The sequence below is a fragment of the Staphylococcus sp. EZ-P03 genome (genome assembly GCF_003344575.1).
In the GTDB taxonomy this organism is placed as follows: domain Bacteria; phylum Bacillota; class Bacilli; order Staphylococcales; family Staphylococcaceae; genus Staphylococcus; species Staphylococcus simulans_B.
Genome location: NZ_QPMO01000009.1, coordinates 112,725 through 134,962, shown reverse-complemented (window position 1 = coordinate 134,962; position 22,238 = coordinate 112,725). Strand labels below are relative to the sequence as shown.

Sequence of the window (22,238 nt, the reverse complement as noted above, 5' to 3'; positions counted from 1 at the left end):
GATTATTATGACTCAACACTTTCATAAAGGTGTTCTTTTTTACCATAAAGCTGCGGGCCAAGGCAATTTATATAAAGAGCTCAGCCAAGTAGTAGAAAATATTACGCAAATGTGTGATGAACTCACAGTTAAATTAAGTAAAGAAGAAGGAGATATTCAAAAGTTTTGCGATGAAATCCGCGAAGAAAATAATGGATCATACGATGTCTTTTTCATTTTAGGCGGAGACGGCACTGTGAACGAATTAGTTAATGGTGTAGTCTTAAATGATTTAGATATTCCTATCGGCATTATTCCAGGCGGTACATTTAATGATTTTGCTAAAACATTAAATTTATCACCTAAACCAGCCCCAGCATCTGCAGAACTATTAGATGCACAAGTAAAATCATTTGATGTGCTTGATATCAATGGGCACATTGCATTAAACTTTGCTGGTATTGGTATGATGGTTCAAAACTCTGAAAACGTTGATTCTAACAAGAAAAAAGTTCTTGGTAAATTGAGCTATGTATTTACCACAATCAAAGTGATTGCTGATCCGGATACATACCATTATACAGTAGAAGCAAACGGTGAATCGTATACGGGCGAAACTTCAATGATACTCATAGCAAACGGCAATTTTGTAGGCGGCAGCCGTATACCATTGGAAGACCTCTCCCCTTGTGATGGTAAGATGAATATCTTCTTATTCAAAAACCACAATATGAGTATGATTAAAGATTTCTTCCAAGTGAAAGATAGTATGAATTGGAATGATATTACTGAAAACATCACATTAGTTTCTGCAGATGAAGCAACACTGAAAACAGAACCTAACACTAAATTAGATATAGATGGAGAAATATTATTTGAAACACCTGCAGAAATTAAAGTGTTAAAAGAAAAAGTGAAGTTATTGTACGTGGATATCGAAAACCAAGAATCATAAAGAGTGATTTGCGGAATATTTCACTAAGTAAATTGAATTAATTGAGTATGTATATAGGAAAAAGGTCTCGAACAAAAATTCGAGACCTTTTTTAAATGCTTATTCTTTTTCGTAAACAATCGGTGATTGTTTTTTGAATCCTAAACTGATTAAATAGCCGATAATGACTGAAACAATCGCGATTGGGAACCATTCTAAGCTGTTTTTAGCTAATGGTAAATTTGACCATGCATCAAATGCAATCCATTTTTTCGCTACAGCAACACTGATTAATGATGTAATCGTAATCACTGTAATTGTAAATTGCTGAACGATTGGTTTCATTGGAACGAATCGTGCCATTAAAATTAATAATACAGTTGTGATACCGATTGGATATAAAATCATTAGTACTGGGATTGAAAGTTGGATAACTTGGTTAAGACCTAAGTTAGCAAGTACTAAACTGATTAATGTAAATCCAATTACGTATGCTTTGTATGAAATTTTAGGAATAATACTATTGAAGTATTGGCTTACTGCTACTACAAGTCCGCAAGCAGTTGTTAAACATGCAAGTGCAACGATAATACCTAATAAGTATTTACCGAACTCTCCATAACCAGTACCAGCAATTGTTGTTAATAAATAAGTACCGATGTTTTGGTTATGATCTGCTAAATCTTTAAGTTTCTCTGGTGAAACGACCATATGGTTTCCGATATAACCTAAAGAGATATAGATGAACATTAAACCAGCAGCCGCAATTACCCCTGCCATTGCTGTTTGTTTGAAAATCGTATTAGCATGTGTGATACCTGTAGCTTTAACTGCATTAACAACAATCATTGAGAATGCAATTGCCGCAATGGCATCCATTGTAAGATAACCTTGGGTAAACCCTTGCGAGAAACCTGATAATGTTGATGTATAGGCCTCTGTACCATTACTTGAAGGGTTTCCGCCGAAGTCCATAAATCCTTTAATAATCATAGCTACAATTGTAATTAATAATGCAGGTGTTAATAATGAACCGATACGATCCACCATTTTACCTGGTGTTAAACAAAGGTATAATACTACCGCAAAATAAATTACTGAGAAAATAAATAATGCAATAGGACTGTTCGTATTGATAATCGGTGTAACTGTCATCTCAAATGAAGTAGATGCAGTACGCGGAATCGCAAATAACGGTCCGATCGTTAAGTAAATAGCAACTAAGAATACCACTGAGAAAACTGGTGATATTTTGTTGAATGCGCCGATGTAACCTTGTTTATCCAAAGCGCCTACAACTACCCCTAATAACGGTAACCCGATTCCCGTTAAGACAAATGCCAGAATAGCCGGCCAGAAATAGTGCCCGCTATCTAAACCTAAATTTGGTGGGAAGATGAGGTTTCCTGCGCCAAAGAAGATGGCAAACAAAGTAAACCCGATAATCCATGTGTTTTTATTCATATTGATGTGCTCCTTCTATTACAATAAATCTTAAACATTGCTTTATTTTAGCATAACGTAAAAGGAAATGCTATATAAACTTTCAGAAAATTTAAAAAGTATCGCGCAAATGATGTCATTTTTTCGAAAAATATGCCGTATGACTTAATTGAAAAACAATAAAACGCATACAATTAACAATTAAAAATACCATTGCTAGTTGTACGCGTATATTTTTTAAACAGATTTCAATAATAGTTTCTTGAGCAGCGGTGAAAGTTGGCTCGGCAAGTTTTCAACACCTTCTACAAATAATGCAAATTGTCCATATATATTATGAATCGTACGTTCAATGTCTTCGGTAATTTCTTCTTGGCTTAAAAAGACATTGAAAACTTCAATGCCGTATTTTCTTGCTTCCTCTACTGCTTCATACGTATCAATGATACCGTCTTGATCATAGTTATAAGCAGAAGGTTCACCATCAGAAAATATAATTAAGAAGCGCTGATGGTGCGGTCTGTTCAATAAGCGTTCGCTTGCAAGCCGAATTGCGACACCATCCCTGTTATCATCTTGCGGTGTTAATTCCATAATTCTAGGGCTGTCTTTGGAACCGGTAGAATAATTATAATCGATAATTTCATCGATGATATTAGGTTGTGTTTTATCATCAGCTTCAAATGCATCTTCATTGAATGCTAAAACTTCATGTTTCACATTCAGCGATTTTAATGTTTCATGGAAAAGTACGACACCTTTAATCGTTTCATCCATTTTATCAATCATGCTTGCTGAAGCATCTACCAGCAATGTAAATGTCGCATCGAACGAACGGCTTAAATCTTGTTTTTTATAGAACATTTTATATTGGTCATCAATAAACCAATTAATCAAGTCACGCTGCAAGCGTCCTTTAGTAAGATTATGGCGTTCATCGATTTGTTCGCGATCGATAGTTTTTTGAATGATTTGTGTTAAATCTTTAATTTCGTATTGTACTTCCTGATGTACTGAATGATAGTTCGCTCTATCTTCATCAGTGATTTTTGGTGTATGCCACTGTACTTCTACATTTTCATTGATACCTTTCAAGACAAATGGCTGTGCTGCTGCGCCGGTTTGTCCGCCCTCTTCGTTATCAATCGTATCATTAGAGCCTTTGCCTTTTTTCGTCATCATATCTGTCATATCATCTGATGCATCACCTTCACGTGCAGTATCATTATCACTGACAGCTTCACTGTTTTCACCTTCATGCAGTTCCATTTCTAAATAGGCGCCGCCTTCTGATTTTGAATCTTGTGCTTTTGTTTCAGCTTCTGCAGTTTCGATGTCATCCTCTTCTTCACTGTTATCTTTACCATCTACATTTGCCGCATCTACACGTTTTAAATCTTCGAATGTTTGTTCCTGCAACGCTTTATAGACGTTACGCGGTATATAGTAGTATTCATTGAGCATATCTTCTTCTAGAAGATCATCAAGCTGATACATAATTCTTTCAGCTAAAAATTTATTATCTTCAGTTGTATAGTTCATAAAGAAGTTCGGAAGATACATATACATACTTTGAATGATAGGATCTAAATCAGGACGGATACTTGGAACTTCATAAAAGTTTTCTGTCAGCAGTGATTGTTCTAAATATAAGAAAATCAAATCGGTATATGTTGTTTTGGTGCGATATACATTGATTTGCGATTCTGTATAGTTTAATCTGACACGCTTACGCATTTCAATTGCACTTTTCATACTAGGACGGATATTTGTAATTGCATTAAGTACACGCATATCCTCTAATAATTTGAATACTTGTCTGAAGAAACTTGGGTGTTTGAAATCATTGTTATCTAGTACTTCATTCACAATAAATTGATCCATTAAACGATAACCGTATGTCGCAAGCAAGACATCAGTTTTTAAACCAGTGATTTCAATTTGGCTTGGACGATGTGTCCAAAAGACACTGGCAATCAGTTCATTTTCAATCGGATCGTAATAAGGGAATTTTTGAATTTTGACATGCGTCTGGTTGTTTTTAAGAAGAAGACGTGCCAAGTCTTGCAGCATCATCACTTTTTTAGCATCTAAAATTTCATCATTAAATTTGATAAAACGATTGCTCATATTTATCCCTCACTAAAAGTTCAATTCTATCGCATTGATAATGGCTTGCTGTTCGCGTTCGTCTTCTAATTTATCAATGATTGCACGTTGGATGGCACGTTCAATCGGCATGACTGTTGCCAAATCGCTCATGTCGATTAATGCACGGATACTTGCTGCTTCTTCAGAGATTTGACCTTGTTTTGTCATCGTACGCAAGTCTTCATTGAAAGCTGCAATTTTAGAAATTAATGCGTCATCATCCAATCGGCTTTGTTCTTTAATGACTGTTTTTAATGTTTCACCGTCAATGTAGTCGACTTGAATGACTACGAAGCGGTTTTTCAATGCCTCGTTCATTGGTAATGTACCAACATAGCCTTCGTTAATAGCTGCGATGACATTAAAGCCGGGTTTTGCTTTGATGACTTCACCAGTAAAAGGATTCGTTAAACTGCGGCGGTAATCGAGTACCCCGTTTAAAATCGGTAATGTTTCTGGCTTAGCCATATTGATTTCGTCAATATATAAGATATGACCTTCTTTCATTGCCTTGATGACAGGGCCATCAATAAAAACGATTTCTTGTGTGCCGTCTTCACTCGTTTGGATTGTTTTGAAACCAAGCAAACTCTCAGCATCTAGATCAACTGAACAATTGACTTGATACATTGGAATATTGATTTCCTCGCTCAACGATTCAGCAAGTTTTGTTTTCCCTGAACCAGTAGGTCCTTTTAATAATATATTTTTATTTAAACGCATCATGGCATATGCATCGCCAAACACTGTTTTATCAGCGTTAATATACTGATGTTGTTCCATTAAAATTCTCCTTTTCATAAACATCAAAAAATAGACCGGGGCACCATAAGTGCCCAAGCCTGTTAATGTCTATTTAATTAAATGTCTTTTTATACTTCTTTGAAGTAATCTTTATAGTAGCCGCCTACTTTACCTGAGTTATCAATGATTTGATAATATTCTTCAGTTTCGTTAACAACGTCATATTGCTTTCCTACTGTAAGCATATCAGATACTGTGAATTTTTTCGCATCAGTATGCAATACCTCTACTTTTTTAATTGGTTCTTTTTCTTTCCATTCTTCATGTAACATAAATTTCAATCCTTTCTATATGTCCTATGCTTTTTCTAAAGTCAAGATGAATGATAGACCGCTGTTTTCAGTAATTCGCACAGACTCAGAATCTTTTTGTTCTAATGTTTGATATGGAATACCGATAATTTCCAGCTGCTGAACAGCATTGCGGTAAGCTTGTTTAGAATCTGTACTGAATTCGATTTGTTCGACAGAACCGTATTCAGCCATATCAATCGGTTCGCCCGCTTGGAAAATATGTAATTCTCCGCCTAAACCGCCTTCTCCGATTCGAAAGACTTGGACTTTAAAGTCAGCATCTGTTGTTGGTGTATATTCAGCAAAATGATCCAGACCGAATACTTTTGATAATATCGATGCAGTCAATAATACTTCATTGACTTGTACGATGACTGGTCCTAACCCTTGAATTTGATGCAAAGGATTAACAGTACTGTCATCTGTAGGCATACCTAATGGTACCCCGCTATTGCGTTCATTCGAATAAATATCAAAAAACTGACCGTTACCGTCTTTGAACTCGAAATGCTTATGATCATTCATTTCTATAACTTCGCCGAATTGAATTTCATTTTGACTTAAAATAGACTGATATTCTTCTAAACCTAAATCAGTCGGTGTTCTCAAACCGATACTTAATACATGGTTGGCATCAGTAGTATAATTTGGTACTTCAATAAAGTGTACTCTCGTACCTGGACTTAAATCCGCATCTCCGAAACGCACCGCATTTTTTGAGCCTTGTCTTTCGTAATTAAGTCCTAAAATATTATGAAATAAATGAATTGTCTGTTCTAGATTTTGAGTACCTACTGTAACACTTCGCAATCCTGCCATTTTACCCACACCTTCTTTTCAGATTTCTCATTCATTATAACTTAAATGGAACGATTTTTGTATGATGAAGTACCTATTGAATAACTTCCTTCAAATTAAGGTATAGTAATAGTATAAACGATTAGAAATTGCATTTTTAATCTGGAAAGATGGAATCAAAGGAGATGATTTAAAATGCTTAATTTCTGGATACTTTTTGCGCTCACAGTATTAATTGCTGCTTATTCAGGCATTAACTACTTTACAGGCACGTTTAAAGAAAATGCGAAGCTTAAGAAGCAGCACTTCGGATTGATATGTATCGTGTTTGTAGTTTTAGCAATTATTGAACTTATCGTAATGAATATGATTTAAATGTGTATAAGAAAGCATCAGCAACGTTATGGTTTTTGCTGATGCTTTCTATTTTTATATAAACAAATAGATTACATAAAGTGAAACTGATCCGTAGAACATTTTGAGTACGATTTAGCGTTATATATGTAAAAAAATACAACGACGTCAAACGCCGTTGTATTAAGGTATATAGTGTGTTTTAAACTTTCAATTATGATTCTAAAAGTAAGTCCTCAGGGCTTTCAATAAGCTCTTTGATTGTTTTTAAGAATCCAACTGCTTCTTTACCATCAATGATTCTGTGGTCATAGCTTAACGCAATGTACATCATTGGACGGTTTTCGATAGTATCTTTATCGATTGCGATTGGACGAGTGATAATTGAGTGCATTCCTAAGATTGCAGCTTGGCTTCCGTTAATGATTGGAGTAGACATCATTGAACCGAAGATACCGCCGTTTGTGATTGTGAATGAACCGTTCATTAAGTCGCCAAGTGATAATTTGTTATCACGTGCTTTCACTGCTAAGTCAGCGATTGAGCTTTCGATTTCCGCAAAGTTTTTCTTATCGCAGTCGCGAACGAATGGCACGATTAAACCGTTATCTGTAGATACCGCAATACCGATATCGTAGAATTGTTTAGTAATCATATCTTGACCATCGATTTCAGCGTTAACTGCTGGATATTTTTTCAATGCTGCTACAGCTGCTTTTGTGAAGAATGACATGAAGCCTAATTTAGTACCGTCATGGTCTTTAATGAATTGTTCTTTTTTACGTTTACGCAAGTTCATTACGTTTGTCATGTCTACTTCGTTGAATGTTGTAAGCATTGCTGTGTTATTAGATACTTCTAATAATTTTTTCGCAGCAGTTTGCTTACGGCGTGACATTTTTTCACGAATCACTGGTTTTGAAGGTGTGCTGTTTTGTTGTTTAGCAGGTGCTTCAGATTTTGTTTCAGATTTTTGGCTTGATTGACCGCCTTGTTGTTTGCAATCTACATCGTCTTTACGTACAACGTCATTGCCTTTAGAAGCAACTTCAGCTAAGTCGATACCTTTTTCACGTGCATATTTGCGCGCTGATGGTGTTGCGTTGACACGTTGGTCGCTTGAGCTGCTGTCTTTGTCAGATTTTGCTGGTGCATCTTTTTCTTCAGACTTGCTTTCTGATTTTTCTTCAGATTTAGGTGCTTCTTCTTGTTTGTCGTCAGATGAACTTGATGATGGACTTCCGCTGCCTTCCCCTACAGTTGCGATTGCTTGTCCTACTTCAACAGTGTCGCCAGGTTCAGCTAAATGTTCTTGAAGAACACCTGCTTCTTCTGATACAACTTCAACGTTGACTTTATCAGTTTCTAATTCAACAACAGCTTCACCTTTATCTACTGAATCACCAGGATTTTTCAACCATTCAGCTATTGTACCTTCCGTAATAGATTCTGCTAACTCTGGAACTACGATCTCAGACATACTATTTTCCCCCTAATTTTTGTTAAGACTCTCTTCGATAATAGATTTTTGAACAAGTTTATGATTTTCTCCGTCACCTTCAGCTGGCGCAGAACGTTTGATTCGACCGCTGTATTGTAATTCGTATTTATCGCTTGCTAAATCGCTTAAGTAAGGATATACGAATGACCAAGCACCTTGGTTTTGCGGTTCTTCTTGAACCCATGCAATTGTTTCTAAGTTTGTTAATTGATCGATGACCGCTTGTACTTCTTCAACAGGGAAAGGATATAATCTTTCAACTGCGATAAGAAGAATTGAATCATCAGGTTCTTTTTGCAAACGCTCTTTCAAATCAATAAACATTTTACCTGAAGCTAAAATTACTTTTTTAACTTTGTCTGCTTCATATTCTTCTGGCAAGATAGGTTCGAAATGACCATCTGTAAACTTATCGATTGTATCAGAAACTGTTTTGTTTCTTAATAAGCTTTTCGGTGACATTACTACTAACGGACGCATAGCGTCAGTGTCCAGACTTGCGGCTTGTGCACGAAGCAAGTGGAAGTAGTTGCTTGAGCTTGATAAGTTTACTACTGTCGCGTTGTTTTCAGCAGATAGCTGCAAGAAGCGCTCTAATCTTGCTGAAGAGTGTTCTGGTCCTTGACCTTCATAAGAGTGCGGCAAGAACAATGTTAAACCAGAACGCTCGCCCCATTTTGCGTTACTGCTGAATAAGAAGTTATCGAAAATCATTTGGGCCATATTTGCGAAGTCGCCGTATTGGGCCTCCCAAATATTCATAGTACCCTTGTTTTCAACATTATAACCGTATTCAAAGCCGACTACTGCTGCTTCAGATAGTGGTGAGTTATGCACATCGAAAGATGCTCTTTGGTTAGGAACATGTTGTAATGGAATATATTCATCGCCATTATCAGGATTATGCAATACAGCATGTCTGTGACTGAATGTACCGCGTTCGCTGTCTTGACCTGTTAAGCGGATTGGTGTGCCGTCTTGCATGATTGTCGCAAATGCAAGTTGTTCCGCTTGTGCCCAGTCAACTAAACCATCCTCTTTTTCAAATGGTTCTCTGCGTTTCTCTAAAACTTTGTTAAGTTTTTTCAAGACTTCAAAACCAGTTGGATAGCTTAATAATGCATCGTTAATTGATTTTAATTCATCAACATCAAATTCACGATCATCCGGTTGCAATGGTAAATCTAAACTATCAGGTTTAGACATGTCTTTTGTAGTTGTTTTATCATTTTTATCGATTTTATCATGTGCTGCACGTAATTCTTTTTGTACATCATCTAAGACAGCGTTCATTTCATCTTTAGAAATGATACCTTCATCAACAAGCTGTTCACCGTAAATATGATCGACAGTTGGATGCTTGCGGATGTTATGATATGGCATCGGGTTAGTGATAGATGGTTCATCCATTTCGTTATGACCATAACGACGATAGCCGACTAAATCGATAACAACATCTTTATGGAATTCTTTTCTGAAGTCCATAGCGATATCAATTGCTTCGATAGTTGCTTCTACATTATCCGCATTGACGTGCATAATCGGCACATCGTACCCTTTTGCGACATCTGTAGAATAAGTTGTAGAACGGCCGTCTGTCGGTTCAGTAGTGAAACCGATACGGTTGTTTGTGATTAAGTGCAATGAACCGCCAGTTGAGTAACCATCAAGGTTGCCAAGGTTCATTGTTTCAAAGTTAATACCTTGTCCAGGGTAAGCTGCGTCACCATGGATTAAAATCGGCATTGATTTTTTGAAATCAGTTTCTACTTTTCCGCCTTGATGACGGTCATCTTGTACAGAACGTGTTTTACCTAATACAACAGGTGAAACAATTTCTAAGTGACTCGGGTTGTTCGCAAGTGAAATGCGTTGTTTTGTACCGTAAGAGTCAGTTGTTTTTGTTCCGCCTAAGTGATATTTAACATCACTTGTCCATGCTGAACCAGATGTTAATTCTAAGCTTCCATCTTCTGGCAAGAATTTCATCGGATCTGTATGCATGAATTCAGAAATCATCATTTCATACGGTTTTTCAAGCACATGCGTCAACACGTTTAAACGTCCGCGGTGTGCCATACCGATTTGAATATTTTGAATTTCTTCTTTAGCTGCACGTTTCAATGTTTGCTGCAACATAGGAACAAGTGTATCGACACCTTCAATAGAAAATCGCTTTGCCCCTACAAAGTTTTTATGAAGATATTTCTCGAATCCTTCTACGTGTGCTAAAGTTTTAAACAGTTCAAGTTTTTGGCTTTTATTAATATTTGCTTTATATGGCGTTTCAATACGTCGTTTGAGCCAAGAGCGCTCAGTATTGTTATTGATGTGTGTATATTCAAATGCAATTGGTCCTTTGTAACGTTTCTCCATGCGTTTGATTGCTTCGTACGCATTGTCATAAATATCAGAAAAATGGTCTGATACGATGCCTGGAGAAATGTTTTCTAAATCTTCTTTTGTCAAGTTGAAATCCTCAATCGTAAGTCTAGGAACGTGTTTGCGTTCTGGACGATTGACGGGATAAATATCAGCCTGCAGATGTCCGTATTGTCTGATATTGTCAATTAAACGCATAACTTGTTTAATTGTCATATCATCTGAACTTGATGAAGGTGCTGCAGCCACCTCTCTGTTGTCATTATTAATTGTGCTGAATAGAACTTGTAAATCTTCAGAGACAGAAGTTGGATCTTGTAGATATTGATCATATAAATCTATGATTACCCCTAAATTAGCTCCGAAATTTACAGGTGCTTCACTAACCTGTGTATATTTCGTCATATTACTCCCTCCACAATATATTGAAACGCTTACAAATAAATAATATCATTAAATGTTCACAAATTAAAGGGAGAAAGCCGAATTGATAACATGAAAAAGAGCCGATATGACGGCTCTTTGTACACATATATAACCATAAATAGAAGATGGAACGAATAAAGTAGAATTCCTTTTTAAATGTAATTATACGTTGAAAGTGATTCTGAACGTTGTATAAGCATCTACTTCACTCTCAACTTGAATCGTTCCGCCGTATAAATTAACTATATTTCGTGCAATAGAAAGACCTAATCCATTACCGCCGCGTTGGCGTGATCTTGATTTGTCTACTCTATAAAATCTGTCGAAAATGTAATCTAAATCCTGTTTTGGAATACCAGAACCATGATCTGTAATTTCAATTGTCGCTTGTCTGTTTTTCAATTCAGTACAAATGTTAATTGATTTTTCACGCGTATCATATTTAATCGCGTTATCTAAGAAAATCAACAGTACTTGTTCCAGCTGGTAACGATTCATTTCTAAAACAATCGGTTTGCTGGAAGGCTTGAAGGTAAAGTTATATTCAGGATGCAAATGTCTGAGAGATTTTAATCTCGAAGTGATTTCATCATTAACATCGACTGGTTCGACATCTAAAGCATCTTTATACGTTGATTCTTTTGTTAAAAGTAATAACTCTTCTACTAATTTCGTAATACGATTCATTTCTTCGATGGTAATGTTCAATGATTCCTCTAAAACAGCCGGATCCTTTTTCCCCCATCGCTTGATAAGGTTAAGGTGGCCCTGAATGATTTGAAGCGGTGTTCTCAATTCATGCGAAGCATCTTCTACGAATTGGCGTTGTTGATCGAACAGCTCTTCAATTTGAATCATCATATCATTGAAGGTATCAATTAAGTCTGTAGTTTCATCGTATTCTGTCGGCAATTCCAATTTCTCTTGGAAACCATCTCTACGTATTTTTCTCATTTTATTTGCCATAATCGTGATAGGTTTTGCGATTTGAGCTGAGAAAATGTAACTGATGGTTGCGGTAATGATAATTGCGATGATACCGAATAAGACAGAAAGTATAATCAATGAATGCATGACACTATTATAGCTTGATAATGAATGAATAATAATTGAGTAGCCCTGAAACTTTTCAGTGTCTATAGGATGCGAAACTACTAAGAAATCATCATTTTTGATGCGTTTGACATAAACGCTGTGATAACTGGAAGGTTCCACAGACTTAGTATCGTTGATATATTCACTCATAGTCGAAGTTTCAGTCAATACTTCTTTATCATTATCATAAAGAATGACTTTTTGGAAGTTGCCTAATGATGCATTCAAATCTAAAGGTTTAATGTTATCCAGCGATTTGGTCGCTAGTAAAGCCGCAATATTATCTGCACTTTTTTCAGCATCATTAATTTCGCTGTCTCTTAACGTAATACTTAAAAAATAAATGATAACTAAGCTGAAGATGAAGACAATTAAGAAGGTAATACTTGTAGTGACCAGCATCCATTGTGTTTTTAATTTCCGCTGCTTCATTGTCTAATCACATATCCTACACCGCGAACGGTTTCGATTACCTTTTCTTTACCGAAAGGTTTTAATTTATTTCTTAAATAGCGGATATAGACATCAACAACATTTGTTTCTACTTCACTATCATAACCCCAGACATGATCAAGAATTTGTTCACGCTGCATCACATGATTCAAATTCTCAGACAACAGCTGCAGCAAATCATACTCAGTTTTTGTTAACTCCAGTTCTTGACCATCAATAGTGACGCGAAATGCCTCTTTATTGATTTCAATACCTTTAATTGTAATGATATCTTTTTCAGGTTGACGTCTGAGTGTTGCACGAATACGTGCCAATAATTCTTCTATATCAAAAGGCTTTACAATATAATCATCAGCACCGTAATCTAATCCGGCAACTTTATCATATGTATCGCCTTTAGCAGTAATGATAATAATAGGTGTAGATTTGACGGCTCTTATTCTTTTGCAGATTTCTAATCCATCCATATGCGGCAGCATCAAATCCAGCAAATACAGATCATAATCTTTATTCAAAGCGGTTTCTAATCCAGCCGCCCCATCATTTTCAATATCCACTTCATAATTCTCATGTACTAATTCTAATTCAATAAAACGAGCTAAATTCTGCTCATCTTCTACGATTAATATTTTTGTCATAGTTAGCACCTCAGTTTTGATTTTATCACATACAGACAGAGAAAGAACTGTTTAAAGATACAATTCACAGAATCAGAATTTGTGACAATTTTGTGCGCTGTTTAAAGAGAATGAAAAAAAACTACATTTTCTAATTGACAACCATTCTCACTCATGTATAATAGTAATTGAAAATGATTATCAATACCAAATGAGACATCCCCCCACACATTTCGTTCTTATTGTATTGGTCATTTTCGTATTATCCCCTTTTATATATGCCCGTAAATACTACGTTATCAGATACGATAGCGTGACATACTTACCGATTCTGCTAGAGATGCAGAATCGGTTATTTTTTATTTCTTTATTATTTCTCACTGCAAAAAAAGAGACCAGGCTGCCCTGATCTCATCTTTATTAATATTAAACTGATTTGAATTTGCCTTTGAAAAATAATGATACACCTAAAATGCAAATCACACCTGCTGTGACACCTGCAATGACATCTGTCGGATAATGTACACCTAAATAAATTCTAGACATACAAATCATCGCAATCATGAAAATGCAGAAGGATGTCATGACAATGCGCGGTTTGCCATCAAGATAGTGACTTGATAAAGCAATCAAGCTGCCGAAGAATGAAGTTGAACCCATTGCATGGCCGCTTGGGAAACTGTAACCGCCGATTTCCACTAGACGTAATTTAGTTGGACGTTCTCTATCAAATGTGTTTTTCATAATCGGATTAGAGATACTTGATACAGCCATGACAATTGCGAAGAATAATGCTTCAATTTGCATTATGCGCAGCAGCAAAATTGCTACGACGCATAATGAAAGGCAAATCATTGACCATACTTCGCCAATCCATGTTGCACCCATGAATATACTTGTTGTAATTACGCTGTGTGATGCATAGATAAAATCATAAACTTCTGTATCAATCCAATTCCCGATTCTATTTTGATGAAAAGCAGCAATCACGCTGAATATCAATGTAAATACTAGAATCAGTGAAATTCTCTTTGCTCGGCTCAAATCAGCTTTCCCTCGTTTCCTTTTGGTTTGTATCTTTAAGAATCTTATCTAATAAATCCTCTTTAGTAAATAATTGGTGGTAGTTAGACATTTGCTTTTCAATGTCTGAACGGTTGGATTCGATTTCATGCAAGGCATCCATAAATTTTTGTTGTGTTGCCTCATCTTCAGGTAATGTCTGTGCATAACCTTTTTCTTGGAAGTATTTAGCGTTATCAATTTGATCGCCGCGTGATTGGTCTAAGCCTAAAGGAATCAGCAACATTGGGATATTCAATGTTAAAAATTCATAAATGGCATTTGCACCTGCACGACTGACAACTATGTCTGTTATCGCAAGCAAATCAGTTAATTCGCTGGTAACGAATTCAAATTGACGATAGCCTTCTTTATCGATTGTTGAATCTAATAAGCCTTTACCAGTTAAATGAATGATTTGATATTCTTTCAATAATTCATCTAAGTTGCGTCGGATTAAATCATTAATCGTTTTACTTCCTAAACTGCCGCCCATTACCAAGAGTACTTTTTTATCATTATTAAATCCTGTAAGTTGGTAACCTTGTTCTTTATTACCCGATTTTAAGTCATCTCTAACAGTTGCGCCTACAAAATCTGCTTTGGATTTCGGAAGATATTTCAGTGTATCTTCGAATGTAGTATAGATTCTATCCGCAAATTTCAGAGAAATTTTATTCGCTAAACCAGGCGTAATATCTGATTCATGAATAATGACAGGGATATTTAAAGAACGTGCCGCTAATACTACAGGCACAGATACGAAACCGCCTTTAGAAAAGAGTAAATCCGGTTTTTCTTTTTTCAACACTTTACGTGCATCAAGTATGCCTTTAAGGACTTTGAACACATCTTTCAAGTTTTCAAAAGAAAGATATCTGCGCAGTTTACCGCTTGAGATTGGAAAATAGGATGTGTGCGGTAATTGCGATGCAATCATATCTTTTTCAATTCCGTTTTTAGAGCCGACATAAAAAGTTTGGTAGCCTCTATCATCAGCGATAGGAATCAAACTTAAATTAACTGAAACATGTCCTACTGTTCCGCCGCCGGTAAATGCAATTTTCGTCATGGTTAATACCTCTCTATTCTTCTTCTAAAATTCTGTAATAAGCATAGAATGCATCCTCTTTATCATAAGGATGGTAATCTAAAGTAGCTTCTCCTACTTTGTGGAATCCGAATTTTTTAAATAAGTTTTGAGCACGATGATTGATAGCGTAAGTGTCAGTTAATAATACGTGAACATCATGATCGAGCGCTCGTTCAACAGCAAAGTTGAACAATGCTGTTGCGGCACCTTTATAGTCTTTGGAACCGGCGAGTCTGTGAATGACATAACCGCCGGTTCTATCTATCGGCCATTCTAGTTCATCATACCATTTTGACTGGTTTTGGTCGATAACAATATAACCATAAATCTTGTCGTTTTCTTCAAGAACAAACAAAGAATTGTTTTGGATATCTTCTTCAAAATGTTCAATGAGCGGGTAGTGTTCATCCCATTGCGGGTTGTTGTCTTTCTTCATAATTTCTTTTGCATCTTCTGTTAAAGCAGAAATCGCATTTAAATCATTATGTGTTGCAGTTCGAATCATAATTTGAACCCCTTTATTTTAGTTTTTTGAGTAACGTATCTAACATTTCATCTTCTTTGTTTGATTTATCCACTAGTTTTTCAGTGAATTTTTGGTTAGTTGCTTTATCAAACGTACCGTTGACTGATAAATCATTTTCATTTTGGAATTCCTCTACAGCTGATTTCAACTGAGCATCAAAATCTTTGTTTTCATCGCCGGCTTTATAGCCTAAAGCATTCAAGCCGATTTTGATAGATTTAACATTTTTATCATTGTCGCCTTCTTTAAACACTTTATCATCTGGAATGACACTCAGTGATTGATACTTAGGAGATGCAATTTTAACATCAGGCTGGATACCTTTTCCATGAATATATGTGCCATGCGGCGTTAACCATTTCATTTCAGTGTATTTCAATAAAGAGCCATCTGAATATTCTTTGGTTGTTTGCACAATACCTTTACCAAATGTTTTCTCTCCGTAAACTTTGGCTTTGTTGTAATCTTTCATTGCACCTGTAAAGACTTCTGATGCACTTGCGGAACCTCCATTTACTAAGATTGAGACTTCCATGTCTTTGGCTTCTTTTAAAGCATCTGTCGGTGTATCTACAGACTCGATTGTTTTGCCTTTTTGAAGTTTTACGACAGGTTTGTTTTTATCGATAAAGATATTTGCCATCTTCACAGCTTCATTCAATAAACCGCCAGGGTTGTTACGCAAGTCTATTACAATCTTTTTAACACCTTGTTTATGTGCTTTCATAATATTTGTTTTTAATTCTGCAGCGGTATTTTCTTGGAATTTATTGATGGTAAATACGCCGACATCGCCTTCTTTTTTATACTCGACACTTTTAACATGAATTTTTTCACGTTTGATTGTAATATCGCGTTCTTGATGTGCACGTTCAACGGTCAATGTTACTTTTGTACCTTCTTTACCTCTGACCATTTTCACAACTTCAGTTAAAGACTTGCCTTTAATCGATTTGCCGTCGACTTTAGTGACCACGTCTTTTGGTTGAAGACCAGCACGTTCAGCCGGTGAACCTTTCATCGGGCTGGTTACGCTGATTTCTTTGTTGCGCTGCTGCATTTCTGCGCCGATACCGACAAAGTCGCCTGAAACATCTTCGTTAAAGGATTTTGTTTCTTCTGTCGTCATATATTGCGAATAAGGGTCTTTAAGCTCTTTCACCATTCCGTTGATTGCGGCTTCAGAAAGCTTCTCAGGATCTTGTTTTTTATAATAGTCATTCGCTAAAGTTTGGTATGTACTTTCGACCTTGCTGAATGATTGTCTTTGTTCTTTGTCTAAACCTGAAAATTTATGGGAGATTGCAATGGTCGCAAAAACCGTCAATAGAATCGTCAAAACAAATGCTAAGATGCTGAATGTAATCAGTTTCCATCTTTTAATTGTAAAGAACTTGGGTGTTTTCTTGGTTTGATGCTCATCCGAAGATAGAGGTGTTTCATCATTATGGTCTGTCACGCTGATACGCTCCTTCCTTACTATACATAGCTGTATAGAATGTATCATTCTGCTGATTAGAAGAATGAAACGATAATTTATTTTATCAAATTCAGGCGTTTCATCAACTAATATAGATTTATAATCGCAAAAAAGGTTGGTGCACTTCACACCAACCTTGAGTCAAATATTTAAAATTTTAACCATTCCTGGTATTCTTCAAATAAATCATCAAAGACATACATCGGCAAACTGATAGAAGCTTCAGTTTCAATATAGTCAGACAATGTATGAAAATCTGATTCATGTTTTGGAAAAGCTAAATCATCAAAAATCTGTTCAGCCAGCCGACCTTTATCATCTGGTCTGCCGCGCACTGTCAGTGCAAATTGATAGAATGAATAATCTTTCATTAAGCCATAGTCACATCAATTACTTTAGTTTCATTTTTAACTAATTGATCTTGTGCATGAATATCAATGTTTTCAGTTTGATCAGTGTTAGTGATAATAATCGGTGAGATAACAGATTTCGCATTTTGTGAAATATAATCTAAATCAAATTCAACTAACGGATCTCCGACACTTACAGTATCTCCGCTTTCAACTAGTACTTTGAAACCTTCGCCGTTTAATTGAACTGTATCTAAACCGATATGAATTAATAATTCCAAACCGTTATCTGCTTTTAAACCTAATGCATGGCTTGTTGGAAAGACATTATCGACTTTACCGTTAATCGGTGATACAACAACGCCTTCGCTTGGATTGATGCCGAAGCCTTCACCCATCATTTTTTGAGCAAACACTGGGTCTGGAATGTCTTCGATATTTACATACTCGCCTGAAATCGGCGCATAAATTTCAATGTCTTTTTCTACTGGATTATCTTTACCAAAAAGTTTTTTAAACATAATTTATTTCTCTCCTTGATCCTTGAAATGTGGAATCAAATCACCATATCCAAGTTCTTCTAATTTATCATATGGAATAAATTGAACTGCTGCTGAATTAATACAGTATCTTAAACCGCCTGTTTCTTTCGGACCATCATTAAAGACATGGCCTAAGTGGCTGTCGCTGCCTTCAGAACGCACTTCAGTTCGAACCATACCGAAAGATTTATCGACAAGTTCAATGACATCATCATCAGACAATGCTTTTGAAAAGCTTGGCCAGCCGCAATCAGATTCGAATTTCTCTTCTGAAGTGAAAAGCGGTTTGCCAGACAGCTTGTCTACATATATACCCTTTTCGAAATGATTCCAATACTCGTTTTGGAAAGGAGGTTCAGTTCCGTTTTCTTGTGTAACAAGATATTCTAAATCGTTTAATTCATCTTTGCTTTTCTTTAGCAATTTAATCCCCCCAATGTCTTTCTATAAAGTCCTTGCGTCCAGAGCCTTTTTGATATTGCTCATAATGCATTGGATTTTTCTTATAGTAGTCTTGGTGATACTCTTCAGCCGGATAAAAGTTTTTATGAGGCTTAACCGGTGTAATGACGGGTTTATCAAAAATCATTTGTTCATTCAATTCTTGAATTTTAGATAATGCTGCTTTTTTCTGTTCTTCATCATGGTAGAAAATGACCGGTTGGTAACTTTCGCCGCGATCGAAGAATTGACCGCCATTATCCGTTGGGTCAAATGTTTTGAAATAAACATCTAATATATTTTCAAAAGAAGTCACGTTTTCGTCATATTCGATTTGAACAGCTTCAACATGACCTGTTTGATTCGTACATACTTGTTCATAAGTTGGGTTTTCTATGTGGCCGCCGCTGTATCCTGACACAATATTTTTGATTCCAGGATATGATGTGAAAGGTTTTACCATACACCAGAAACAGCCGCCGGCTAATGTTGCATATGCCAAAATATTACCTCCATTCGGCGTCTTGTCAATTTTAAAATTATCATGATTGCATAGGATTTTCTATTAATCTGCTTTGACAAAAGGATGTTTCAAGCTGTATTGTTTACGATTCTCTTAATACAACAAATCCAATGGCACCTTGTCCTGTATGTGTTGAAATCACAGGTGTTGTGATATTGATTTCAAATTCAGGATTATTTTCATCAATTGTAAACTGTTGTTTGATTTTTTCTACAAAATCTAACGCATTTGCATGAGATATGCCGATCTTTTTAATGGAGTGCTGATCGATAAATGATGCTAATTCCTTTTTAATCATTTGAATACATGACTTTTGTGTTCGTGCATTATGCAGGATTTTAATACGTCCATCGTCTAAAATACCGACAGGTTTTAAACGCATCATATTCCCAATCATACCTTTTGCTTTACCGATACGCCCGCCTTTGATTAATTGATTTAATTGTCCAATCACGACAAAGAGTTTAATGTTGCTTTGCAAATGGTGAAGTTTATCTAATATTTCTTCTGTTGATAACCCTTCATTATTCCATTCGACAATATGCTCCAGCTGAAAGCCTAAACCGAAAGAAATAGATTTAGAGTCGATAACAGTTACTTTAGAATCTGTCATTTGGCTGGCTTGATAAGCAGTTTGGAATGTTCCGCTGAGGCCTGAAGTCATATGGATACTAATAATTTCAGAGCCGTCTTTGCCCAGTTCATCGTACATCTCGATGAACTTGCCGATTGGAGGCTGGCTTGTTTTGATATCAGCATCTTCTTCAATCAGTTCGATGACTCTTTCAGAAGAAATGTCTTGCTGATCTACATATGAGACACCATCGATAGTCAGGTTTAAAGGAATTACATGTATATCGTTTGCTTCTAAATAAGATTGAGGCAAATCTGATGTTGAGTCTGTTACAATTTTTTTACGCATGCCGATAACCTCCTATTGCTTTTTGCGAACTAAATGCAGAAATGTATGCGGAATCGTATTTTTCTCATCTAGTTCTCCTTTAACTGCAGATTCTACTTCCCAATCTTCGAATGTATAAGGCGGGAAGAATGTATCTCCTTGGTATTTGTCCTCGATTACCGTGATATACATATCGTCTACTTTATCGATAAACTCTTCAAATAAAGTTTGACCGCCGAATACAAAGACATGTCCCGGCAAATCGAAAATATCATCAAAATGATGAATCACATCTACACCTTCAGGATTAAAAGATTTGTTGCTTGTCAGCACTACGTTGCGTCTGTTTGGAAGCGGTTTGCCGATAGATTCATATGTTTTGCGTCCCATTACTAACGTATTGCCTGTACTTAATTTTTTTACGTGCTTTAAATCATTAGGCAAATGCCAAGGTAATTGGTTGTCTTTGCCGATAACTCTATTTTGATCATGTGCAACAAGAATAGATAATGTCATGTAATTATCCCCTTTCAAATCGTCTTTTTATATTTAAACTGCAATCGGCGCTTTAATGCCAGGGTGAGATTGGTAATCGATAATTTCCAAGTCCTCATATTCAATATCGAATAGAGAACGGTCTGAATTAATCTTAAGTTTAGGCGGTGCATAACTATCTCGGCTCAATTGTTTTTGAATTGCATCAATGTGATTTGAATAAATATGTGCATCACCAAATGTATGCACAAACTCTCCCACTTCAAGTCCGCATTCTTTAGCTATCAAATGTGTTAGTAAACTGTAGCTTGCGATATTAAAAGGTACACCTAAGAATATGTCTGCGCTGCGTTGGTACAATTGACAGCTTAGTTTGCCGTCTTGTACATAGAATTGGAACATTGTATGACAAGGCGGTAAAGCCATTGTATCGATTTCAGATGGATTCCAAGCAGATACAATGTGGCGTCTTGATGTAGGATTGTTTTTAATCTGTTCTATTACTGTCGCTAATTGGTCATAATGCTTGCCGTCAGCACCTACCCAATCTCGCCATTGTTTACCATATACATTCCCTAAATCACCGTGTTTTTTCGCAAATGCATCATCATTTAAAATACGTGATTTGAATTTTTCCATTTCTTCTTGGTACAACGCATTGAATTCTGGATCTTGCAAGGCGCGATGACCGAAGTTCGTCATATCTGGACCTTGATAGTCTTCTGATGCAACATATTTTTCAAATGCCCATTCATTCCAAATATTATTATTATATTCTAGTAAGTATTTGATATTTGTATCGCCTTTAATAAACCAAATCAGCTCCGTTGCGACTAACTTAAAAGATACTTTTTTAGTCGTAAGCAGCGGAAAGCCTTTACTTAAATCAAAACGCAATTGATGACCGAATTTAGAAATAGTTCCTGTGTGCGTACGATCATCGCGTTCGTTACCGATGGCTAAAATTTCTTCGCATAAATCATGATAAGCTTTATCGAATGGATTCATATACGCGACCTCCTTTTTAATATGTATCACTTTATAAAAAATGGGACAATTGATGAGCATGCATATCCTACCCATCAAAAATTGTCCCGTACCTTCTATTTAATCAATCAAATAGAAATTAATAATTAACAATTCTCATCGAACATGTCTTTAATATCCATACAAATATCTTGGATGTCGCGACCTTCGATATATTCACGCGGCATAAAGTGTTTTAATTCTGTGCCTTTAAATAAAGCATAAGACGGACTTGAAGGTACTTGTTGTATAAATTCTCTCATTTCTTGTGTTGCTTCTTTATCTTGACCAGCAAAAACAGTTACTTTATGGTCTGGTTTCTTATCATTTTGTTCTGCTACTGCTACAGCTGCAGGACGCGCTAAACCAGCTGCGCAACCGCAAGTAGAATTAATCACTACAAATGTAGTTTCATCTGCACCGACATTATTCATATAATTATCTACTGCTTCTGCAGTTTCTAAACTTTCAAAATCATTTTGTGTTAACTCATTACGCATACCTTGTGCGAGTTCTTTCATATATGCTTCATATGGATTCATAATATACACTCCTATATCAATTATAGT

General features: G+C 36.1%; 23 protein-coding genes and 1 pseudogene. 2 read left to right on the top strand and 22 right to left on the bottom strand.

The window, feature by feature from the left end; genetic code table 11:
- The first annotated feature begins 7 nt into the window (after positions 1 to 7).
- On the top strand, positions 8 to 934 hold the full coding sequence (locus DVJ99_RS04865; RefSeq protein ID WP_114603368.1) for a diacylglycerol/lipid kinase family protein: 927 nt from the start codon (positions 8 to 10) through the stop codon (positions 932 to 934).
- A 99-nt stretch (positions 935 to 1,033) separates the two neighbouring features.
- On the opposite strand, the gene brnQ3 is transcribed toward DVJ99_RS04865, so the two are convergent.
- From brnQ3 to DVJ99_RS04840, 5 genes are all read right to left on the bottom strand, one after another.
- The gene (brnQ3, locus tag DVJ99_RS04860) at positions 1,034 to 2,377 is read right to left on the bottom strand and encodes a branched-chain amino acid-like transporter carrier protein BrnQ3 (protein ID WP_105992807.1); all 1,344 of its coding nucleotides are present in this window, start codon (positions 2,375 to 2,377) and stop codon (positions 1,034 to 1,036) included.
- Positions 2,378 to 2,593: 216 nt separating this feature from the next.
- Entirely contained in the window at positions 2,594 to 4,486 is a 1,893-nt protein-coding gene (locus DVJ99_RS04855) for a vWA domain-containing protein (protein ID WP_114603367.1), read from the bottom strand.
- Positions 4,487 to 4,498: 12 nt separating this feature from the next.
- Positions 4,499 to 5,290, bottom strand: coding sequence for an ATP-binding protein (locus tag DVJ99_RS04850; RefSeq protein WP_105992805.1), 792 nt, complete (start codon positions 5,288 to 5,290; stop codon positions 4,499 to 4,501).
- A gap of 89 nt (positions 5,291 to 5,379) precedes the next feature.
- Positions 5,380 to 5,583: a DUF6501 family protein gene (locus DVJ99_RS04845; protein WP_105992804.1), complete on the bottom strand. Its 204-nt coding sequence runs from the start codon at positions 5,581 to 5,583 to the stop codon at positions 5,380 to 5,382.
- 24 nt (positions 5,584 to 5,607) lie between these two features.
- Positions 5,608 to 6,423 (bottom strand): VOC family protein, encoded by an 816-nt coding sequence (locus DVJ99_RS04840; protein ID WP_105992803.1) that lies wholly within the window; start codon positions 6,421 to 6,423, stop codon positions 5,608 to 5,610.
- Between the two features lie 174 nt (positions 6,424 to 6,597).
- Here DVJ99_RS04840 and DVJ99_RS04835 point away from each other — a divergent pair, with 174 nt between their 5' ends.
- Complete coding sequence (locus DVJ99_RS04835; protein WP_105992802.1) at positions 6,598 to 6,777, top strand: Mid2-like cell wall stress sensor domain protein; 180 nt, start codon at positions 6,598 to 6,600, stop codon at positions 6,775 to 6,777.
- 193 nt (positions 6,778 to 6,970) lie between these two features.
- Here DVJ99_RS04835 and sucB read toward each other — a convergent pair whose 3' ends face one another.
- From sucB to brxA, 17 genes and pseudogenes are all read right to left on the bottom strand, one after another.
- Positions 6,971 to 8,236: a dihydrolipoyllysine-residue succinyltransferase gene (gene sucB / locus DVJ99_RS04830; protein WP_114603366.1), complete on the bottom strand. Its 1,266-nt coding sequence runs from the start codon at positions 8,234 to 8,236 to the stop codon at positions 6,971 to 6,973.
- 12 nt (positions 8,237 to 8,248) lie between these two features.
- Positions 8,249 to 11,044, bottom strand: a complete 2,796-nt coding sequence (locus DVJ99_RS04825; RefSeq protein ID WP_114603365.1) for a 2-oxoglutarate dehydrogenase E1 component — start codon at positions 11,042 to 11,044, stop codon at positions 8,249 to 8,251.
- 183 nt (positions 11,045 to 11,227) lie between these two features.
- Positions 11,228 to 12,592, bottom strand: coding sequence for a HAMP domain-containing histidine kinase (locus tag DVJ99_RS04820; RefSeq protein ID WP_114603364.1), 1,365 nt, complete (start codon positions 12,590 to 12,592; stop codon positions 11,228 to 11,230).
- Entirely contained in the window at positions 12,589 to 13,251 is a 663-nt protein-coding gene (locus DVJ99_RS04815) for a response regulator transcription factor (RefSeq protein ID WP_114603363.1), read from the bottom strand. Before DVJ99_RS04815 ends, DVJ99_RS04820 begins: the two co-directional genes overlap by 4 nt.
- A gap of 113 nt (positions 13,252 to 13,364) precedes the next feature.
- Positions 13,365 to 13,485, bottom strand: a pseudogene (locus DVJ99_RS13280) (hypothetical protein); the annotation flags it as partial.
- A 171-nt stretch (positions 13,486 to 13,656) separates the two neighbouring features.
- Positions 13,657 to 14,274: a phosphatase PAP2 family protein gene (locus DVJ99_RS04810; protein WP_114603362.1), complete on the bottom strand. Its 618-nt coding sequence runs from the start codon at positions 14,272 to 14,274 to the stop codon at positions 13,657 to 13,659.
- A gap of 1 nt (position 14,275) precedes the next feature.
- A complete protein-coding gene (locus DVJ99_RS04805) occupies positions 14,276 to 15,364 on the bottom strand; it encodes an undecaprenyldiphospho-muramoylpentapeptide beta-N-acetylglucosaminyltransferase (RefSeq protein WP_114603361.1) in 1,089 nt (362 codons plus the stop codon).
- 13 nt (positions 15,365 to 15,377) lie between these two features.
- The gene (locus tag DVJ99_RS04800; RefSeq protein ID WP_105992795.1) at positions 15,378 to 15,890 is read right to left on the bottom strand and encodes a GNAT family N-acetyltransferase; all 513 of its coding nucleotides are present in this window, start codon (positions 15,888 to 15,890) and stop codon (positions 15,378 to 15,380) included.
- 13 nt (positions 15,891 to 15,903) lie between these two features.
- Positions 15,904 to 17,418 carry a S41 family peptidase gene (locus DVJ99_RS04795; RefSeq protein ID WP_114603360.1) on the bottom strand — a complete coding sequence of 505 codons (1,515 nt, stop codon included), beginning with the start codon at positions 17,416 to 17,418 and terminating at the stop codon, positions 15,904 to 15,906.
- 122 nt (positions 17,419 to 17,540) lie between these two features.
- Positions 17,541 to 17,762 carry a YozE family protein gene (locus tag DVJ99_RS04790; RefSeq protein WP_105992793.1) on the bottom strand — a complete coding sequence of 74 codons (222 nt, stop codon included), beginning with the start codon at positions 17,760 to 17,762 and terminating at the stop codon, positions 17,541 to 17,543.
- Positions 17,762 to 18,262: a PTS sugar transporter subunit IIA gene (locus DVJ99_RS04785; RefSeq protein WP_114603359.1), complete on the bottom strand. Its 501-nt coding sequence runs from the start codon at positions 18,260 to 18,262 to the stop codon at positions 17,762 to 17,764. Before DVJ99_RS04785 ends, DVJ99_RS04790 begins: the two co-directional genes overlap by 1 nt.
- Positions 18,263 to 18,265: 3 nt before the next feature.
- Positions 18,266 to 18,706 carry a peptide-methionine (R)-S-oxide reductase MsrB gene (gene msrB / locus DVJ99_RS04780; protein ID WP_114603358.1) on the bottom strand — a complete coding sequence of 147 codons (441 nt, stop codon included), beginning with the start codon at positions 18,704 to 18,706 and terminating at the stop codon, positions 18,266 to 18,268.
- A gap of 1 nt (position 18,707) precedes the next feature.
- Positions 18,708 to 19,226: a peptide-methionine (S)-S-oxide reductase MsrA gene (msrA, locus tag DVJ99_RS04775; RefSeq protein ID WP_114603357.1), complete on the bottom strand. Its 519-nt coding sequence runs from the start codon at positions 19,224 to 19,226 to the stop codon at positions 18,708 to 18,710.
- 103 nt (positions 19,227 to 19,329) lie between these two features.
- Positions 19,330 to 20,169 (bottom strand): DegV family protein, encoded by an 840-nt coding sequence (locus tag DVJ99_RS04770; RefSeq protein WP_114603356.1) that lies wholly within the window; start codon positions 20,167 to 20,169, stop codon positions 19,330 to 19,332.
- Between the two features lie 12 nt (positions 20,170 to 20,181).
- Entirely contained in the window at positions 20,182 to 20,664 is a 483-nt protein-coding gene (locus DVJ99_RS04765) for a dihydrofolate reductase (RefSeq protein ID WP_114603355.1), read from the bottom strand.
- A 33-nt stretch (positions 20,665 to 20,697) separates the two neighbouring features.
- The gene (locus DVJ99_RS04760) at positions 20,698 to 21,651 is read right to left on the bottom strand and encodes a thymidylate synthase (RefSeq protein WP_114603354.1); all 954 of its coding nucleotides are present in this window, start codon (positions 21,649 to 21,651) and stop codon (positions 20,698 to 20,700) included.
- A gap of 125 nt (positions 21,652 to 21,776) precedes the next feature.
- Positions 21,777 to 22,211 carry a bacilliredoxin BrxA gene (gene brxA / locus DVJ99_RS04755; protein WP_105992786.1) on the bottom strand — a complete coding sequence of 145 codons (435 nt, stop codon included), beginning with the start codon at positions 22,209 to 22,211 and terminating at the stop codon, positions 21,777 to 21,779.
- Positions 22,212 to 22,238: the final 27 nt, after the last annotated feature.

What these genes read in the sequence shown, in the direction of transcription:
- brxA (WP_105992786.1), bottom strand. Translation starts at nt 22,211, where the DNA reads ATGAATCCATATGAAGCATATATGAAAGAACTCGCACAAGGTATGCGT.
- DVJ99_RS04855 (WP_114603367.1), bottom strand. Translation starts at nt 4,486, where the DNA reads ATGAGCAATCGTTTTATCAAATTTAATGATGAAATTTTAGATGCTAAA.
- brnQ3 (WP_105992807.1), bottom strand. Translation starts at nt 2,377, where the DNA reads ATGAATAAAAACACATGGATTATCGGGTTTACTTTGTTTGCCATCTTC.
- DVJ99_RS04845 (WP_105992804.1), bottom strand. Translation starts at nt 5,583, where the DNA reads ATGTTACATGAAGAATGGAAAGAAAAAGAACCAATTAAAAAAGTAGAG.
- DVJ99_RS04765 (WP_114603355.1), bottom strand. Translation starts at nt 20,664, where the DNA reads ATGACATTATCTATTCTTGTTGCACATGATCAAAATAGAGTTATCGGC.
- DVJ99_RS04840 (WP_105992803.1), bottom strand. Translation starts at nt 6,423, where the DNA reads ATGGCAGGATTGCGAAGTGTTACAGTAGGTACTCAAAATCTAGAACAG.
- DVJ99_RS04790 (WP_105992793.1), bottom strand. Translation starts at nt 17,762, where the DNA reads ATGAAAGATTATTCATTCTATCAATTTGCACTGACAGTGCGCGGCAGA.
- sucB (WP_114603366.1), bottom strand. Translation starts at nt 8,236, where the DNA reads ATGTCTGAGATCGTAGTTCCAGAGTTAGCAGAATCTATTACGGAAGGT.
- DVJ99_RS04805 (WP_114603361.1), bottom strand. Translation starts at nt 15,364, where the DNA reads ATGACGAAAATTGCATTTACCGGCGGCGGAACAGTAGGACATGTTTCA.
- DVJ99_RS04865 (WP_114603368.1), top strand. Translation starts at nt 8, where the DNA reads ATGACTCAACACTTTCATAAAGGTGTTCTTTTTTACCATAAAGCTGCG.
- DVJ99_RS04795 (WP_114603360.1), bottom strand. Translation starts at nt 17,418, where the DNA reads ATGATACATTCTATACAGCTATGTATAGTAAGGAAGGAGCGTATCAGC.
- DVJ99_RS04815 (WP_114603363.1), bottom strand. Translation starts at nt 13,251, where the DNA reads ATGACAAAAATATTAATCGTAGAAGATGAGCAGAATTTAGCTCGTTTT.
- DVJ99_RS04800 (WP_105992795.1), bottom strand. Translation starts at nt 15,890, where the DNA reads ATGATTCGAACTGCAACACATAATGATTTAAATGCGATTTCTGCTTTA.
- DVJ99_RS04760 (WP_114603354.1), bottom strand. Translation starts at nt 21,651, where the DNA reads ATGAATCCATTCGATAAAGCTTATCATGATTTATGCGAAGAAATTTTA.
- DVJ99_RS04820 (WP_114603364.1), bottom strand. Translation starts at nt 12,592, where the DNA reads ATGAAGCAGCGGAAATTAAAAACACAATGGATGCTGGTCACTACAAGT.
- DVJ99_RS04835 (WP_105992802.1), top strand. Translation starts at nt 6,598, where the DNA reads ATGCTTAATTTCTGGATACTTTTTGCGCTCACAGTATTAATTGCTGCT.
- DVJ99_RS04825 (WP_114603365.1), bottom strand. Translation starts at nt 11,044, where the DNA reads ATGACGAAATATACACAGGTTAGTGAAGCACCTGTAAATTTCGGAGCT.
- DVJ99_RS04785 (WP_114603359.1), bottom strand. Translation starts at nt 18,262, where the DNA reads ATGTTTAAAAAACTTTTTGGTAAAGATAATCCAGTAGAAAAAGACATT.
- DVJ99_RS04850 (WP_105992805.1), bottom strand. Translation starts at nt 5,290, where the DNA reads ATGGAACAACATCAGTATATTAACGCTGATAAAACAGTGTTTGGCGAT.
- DVJ99_RS04770 (WP_114603356.1), bottom strand. Translation starts at nt 20,169, where the DNA reads ATGCGTAAAAAAATTGTAACAGACTCAACATCAGATTTGCCTCAATCT.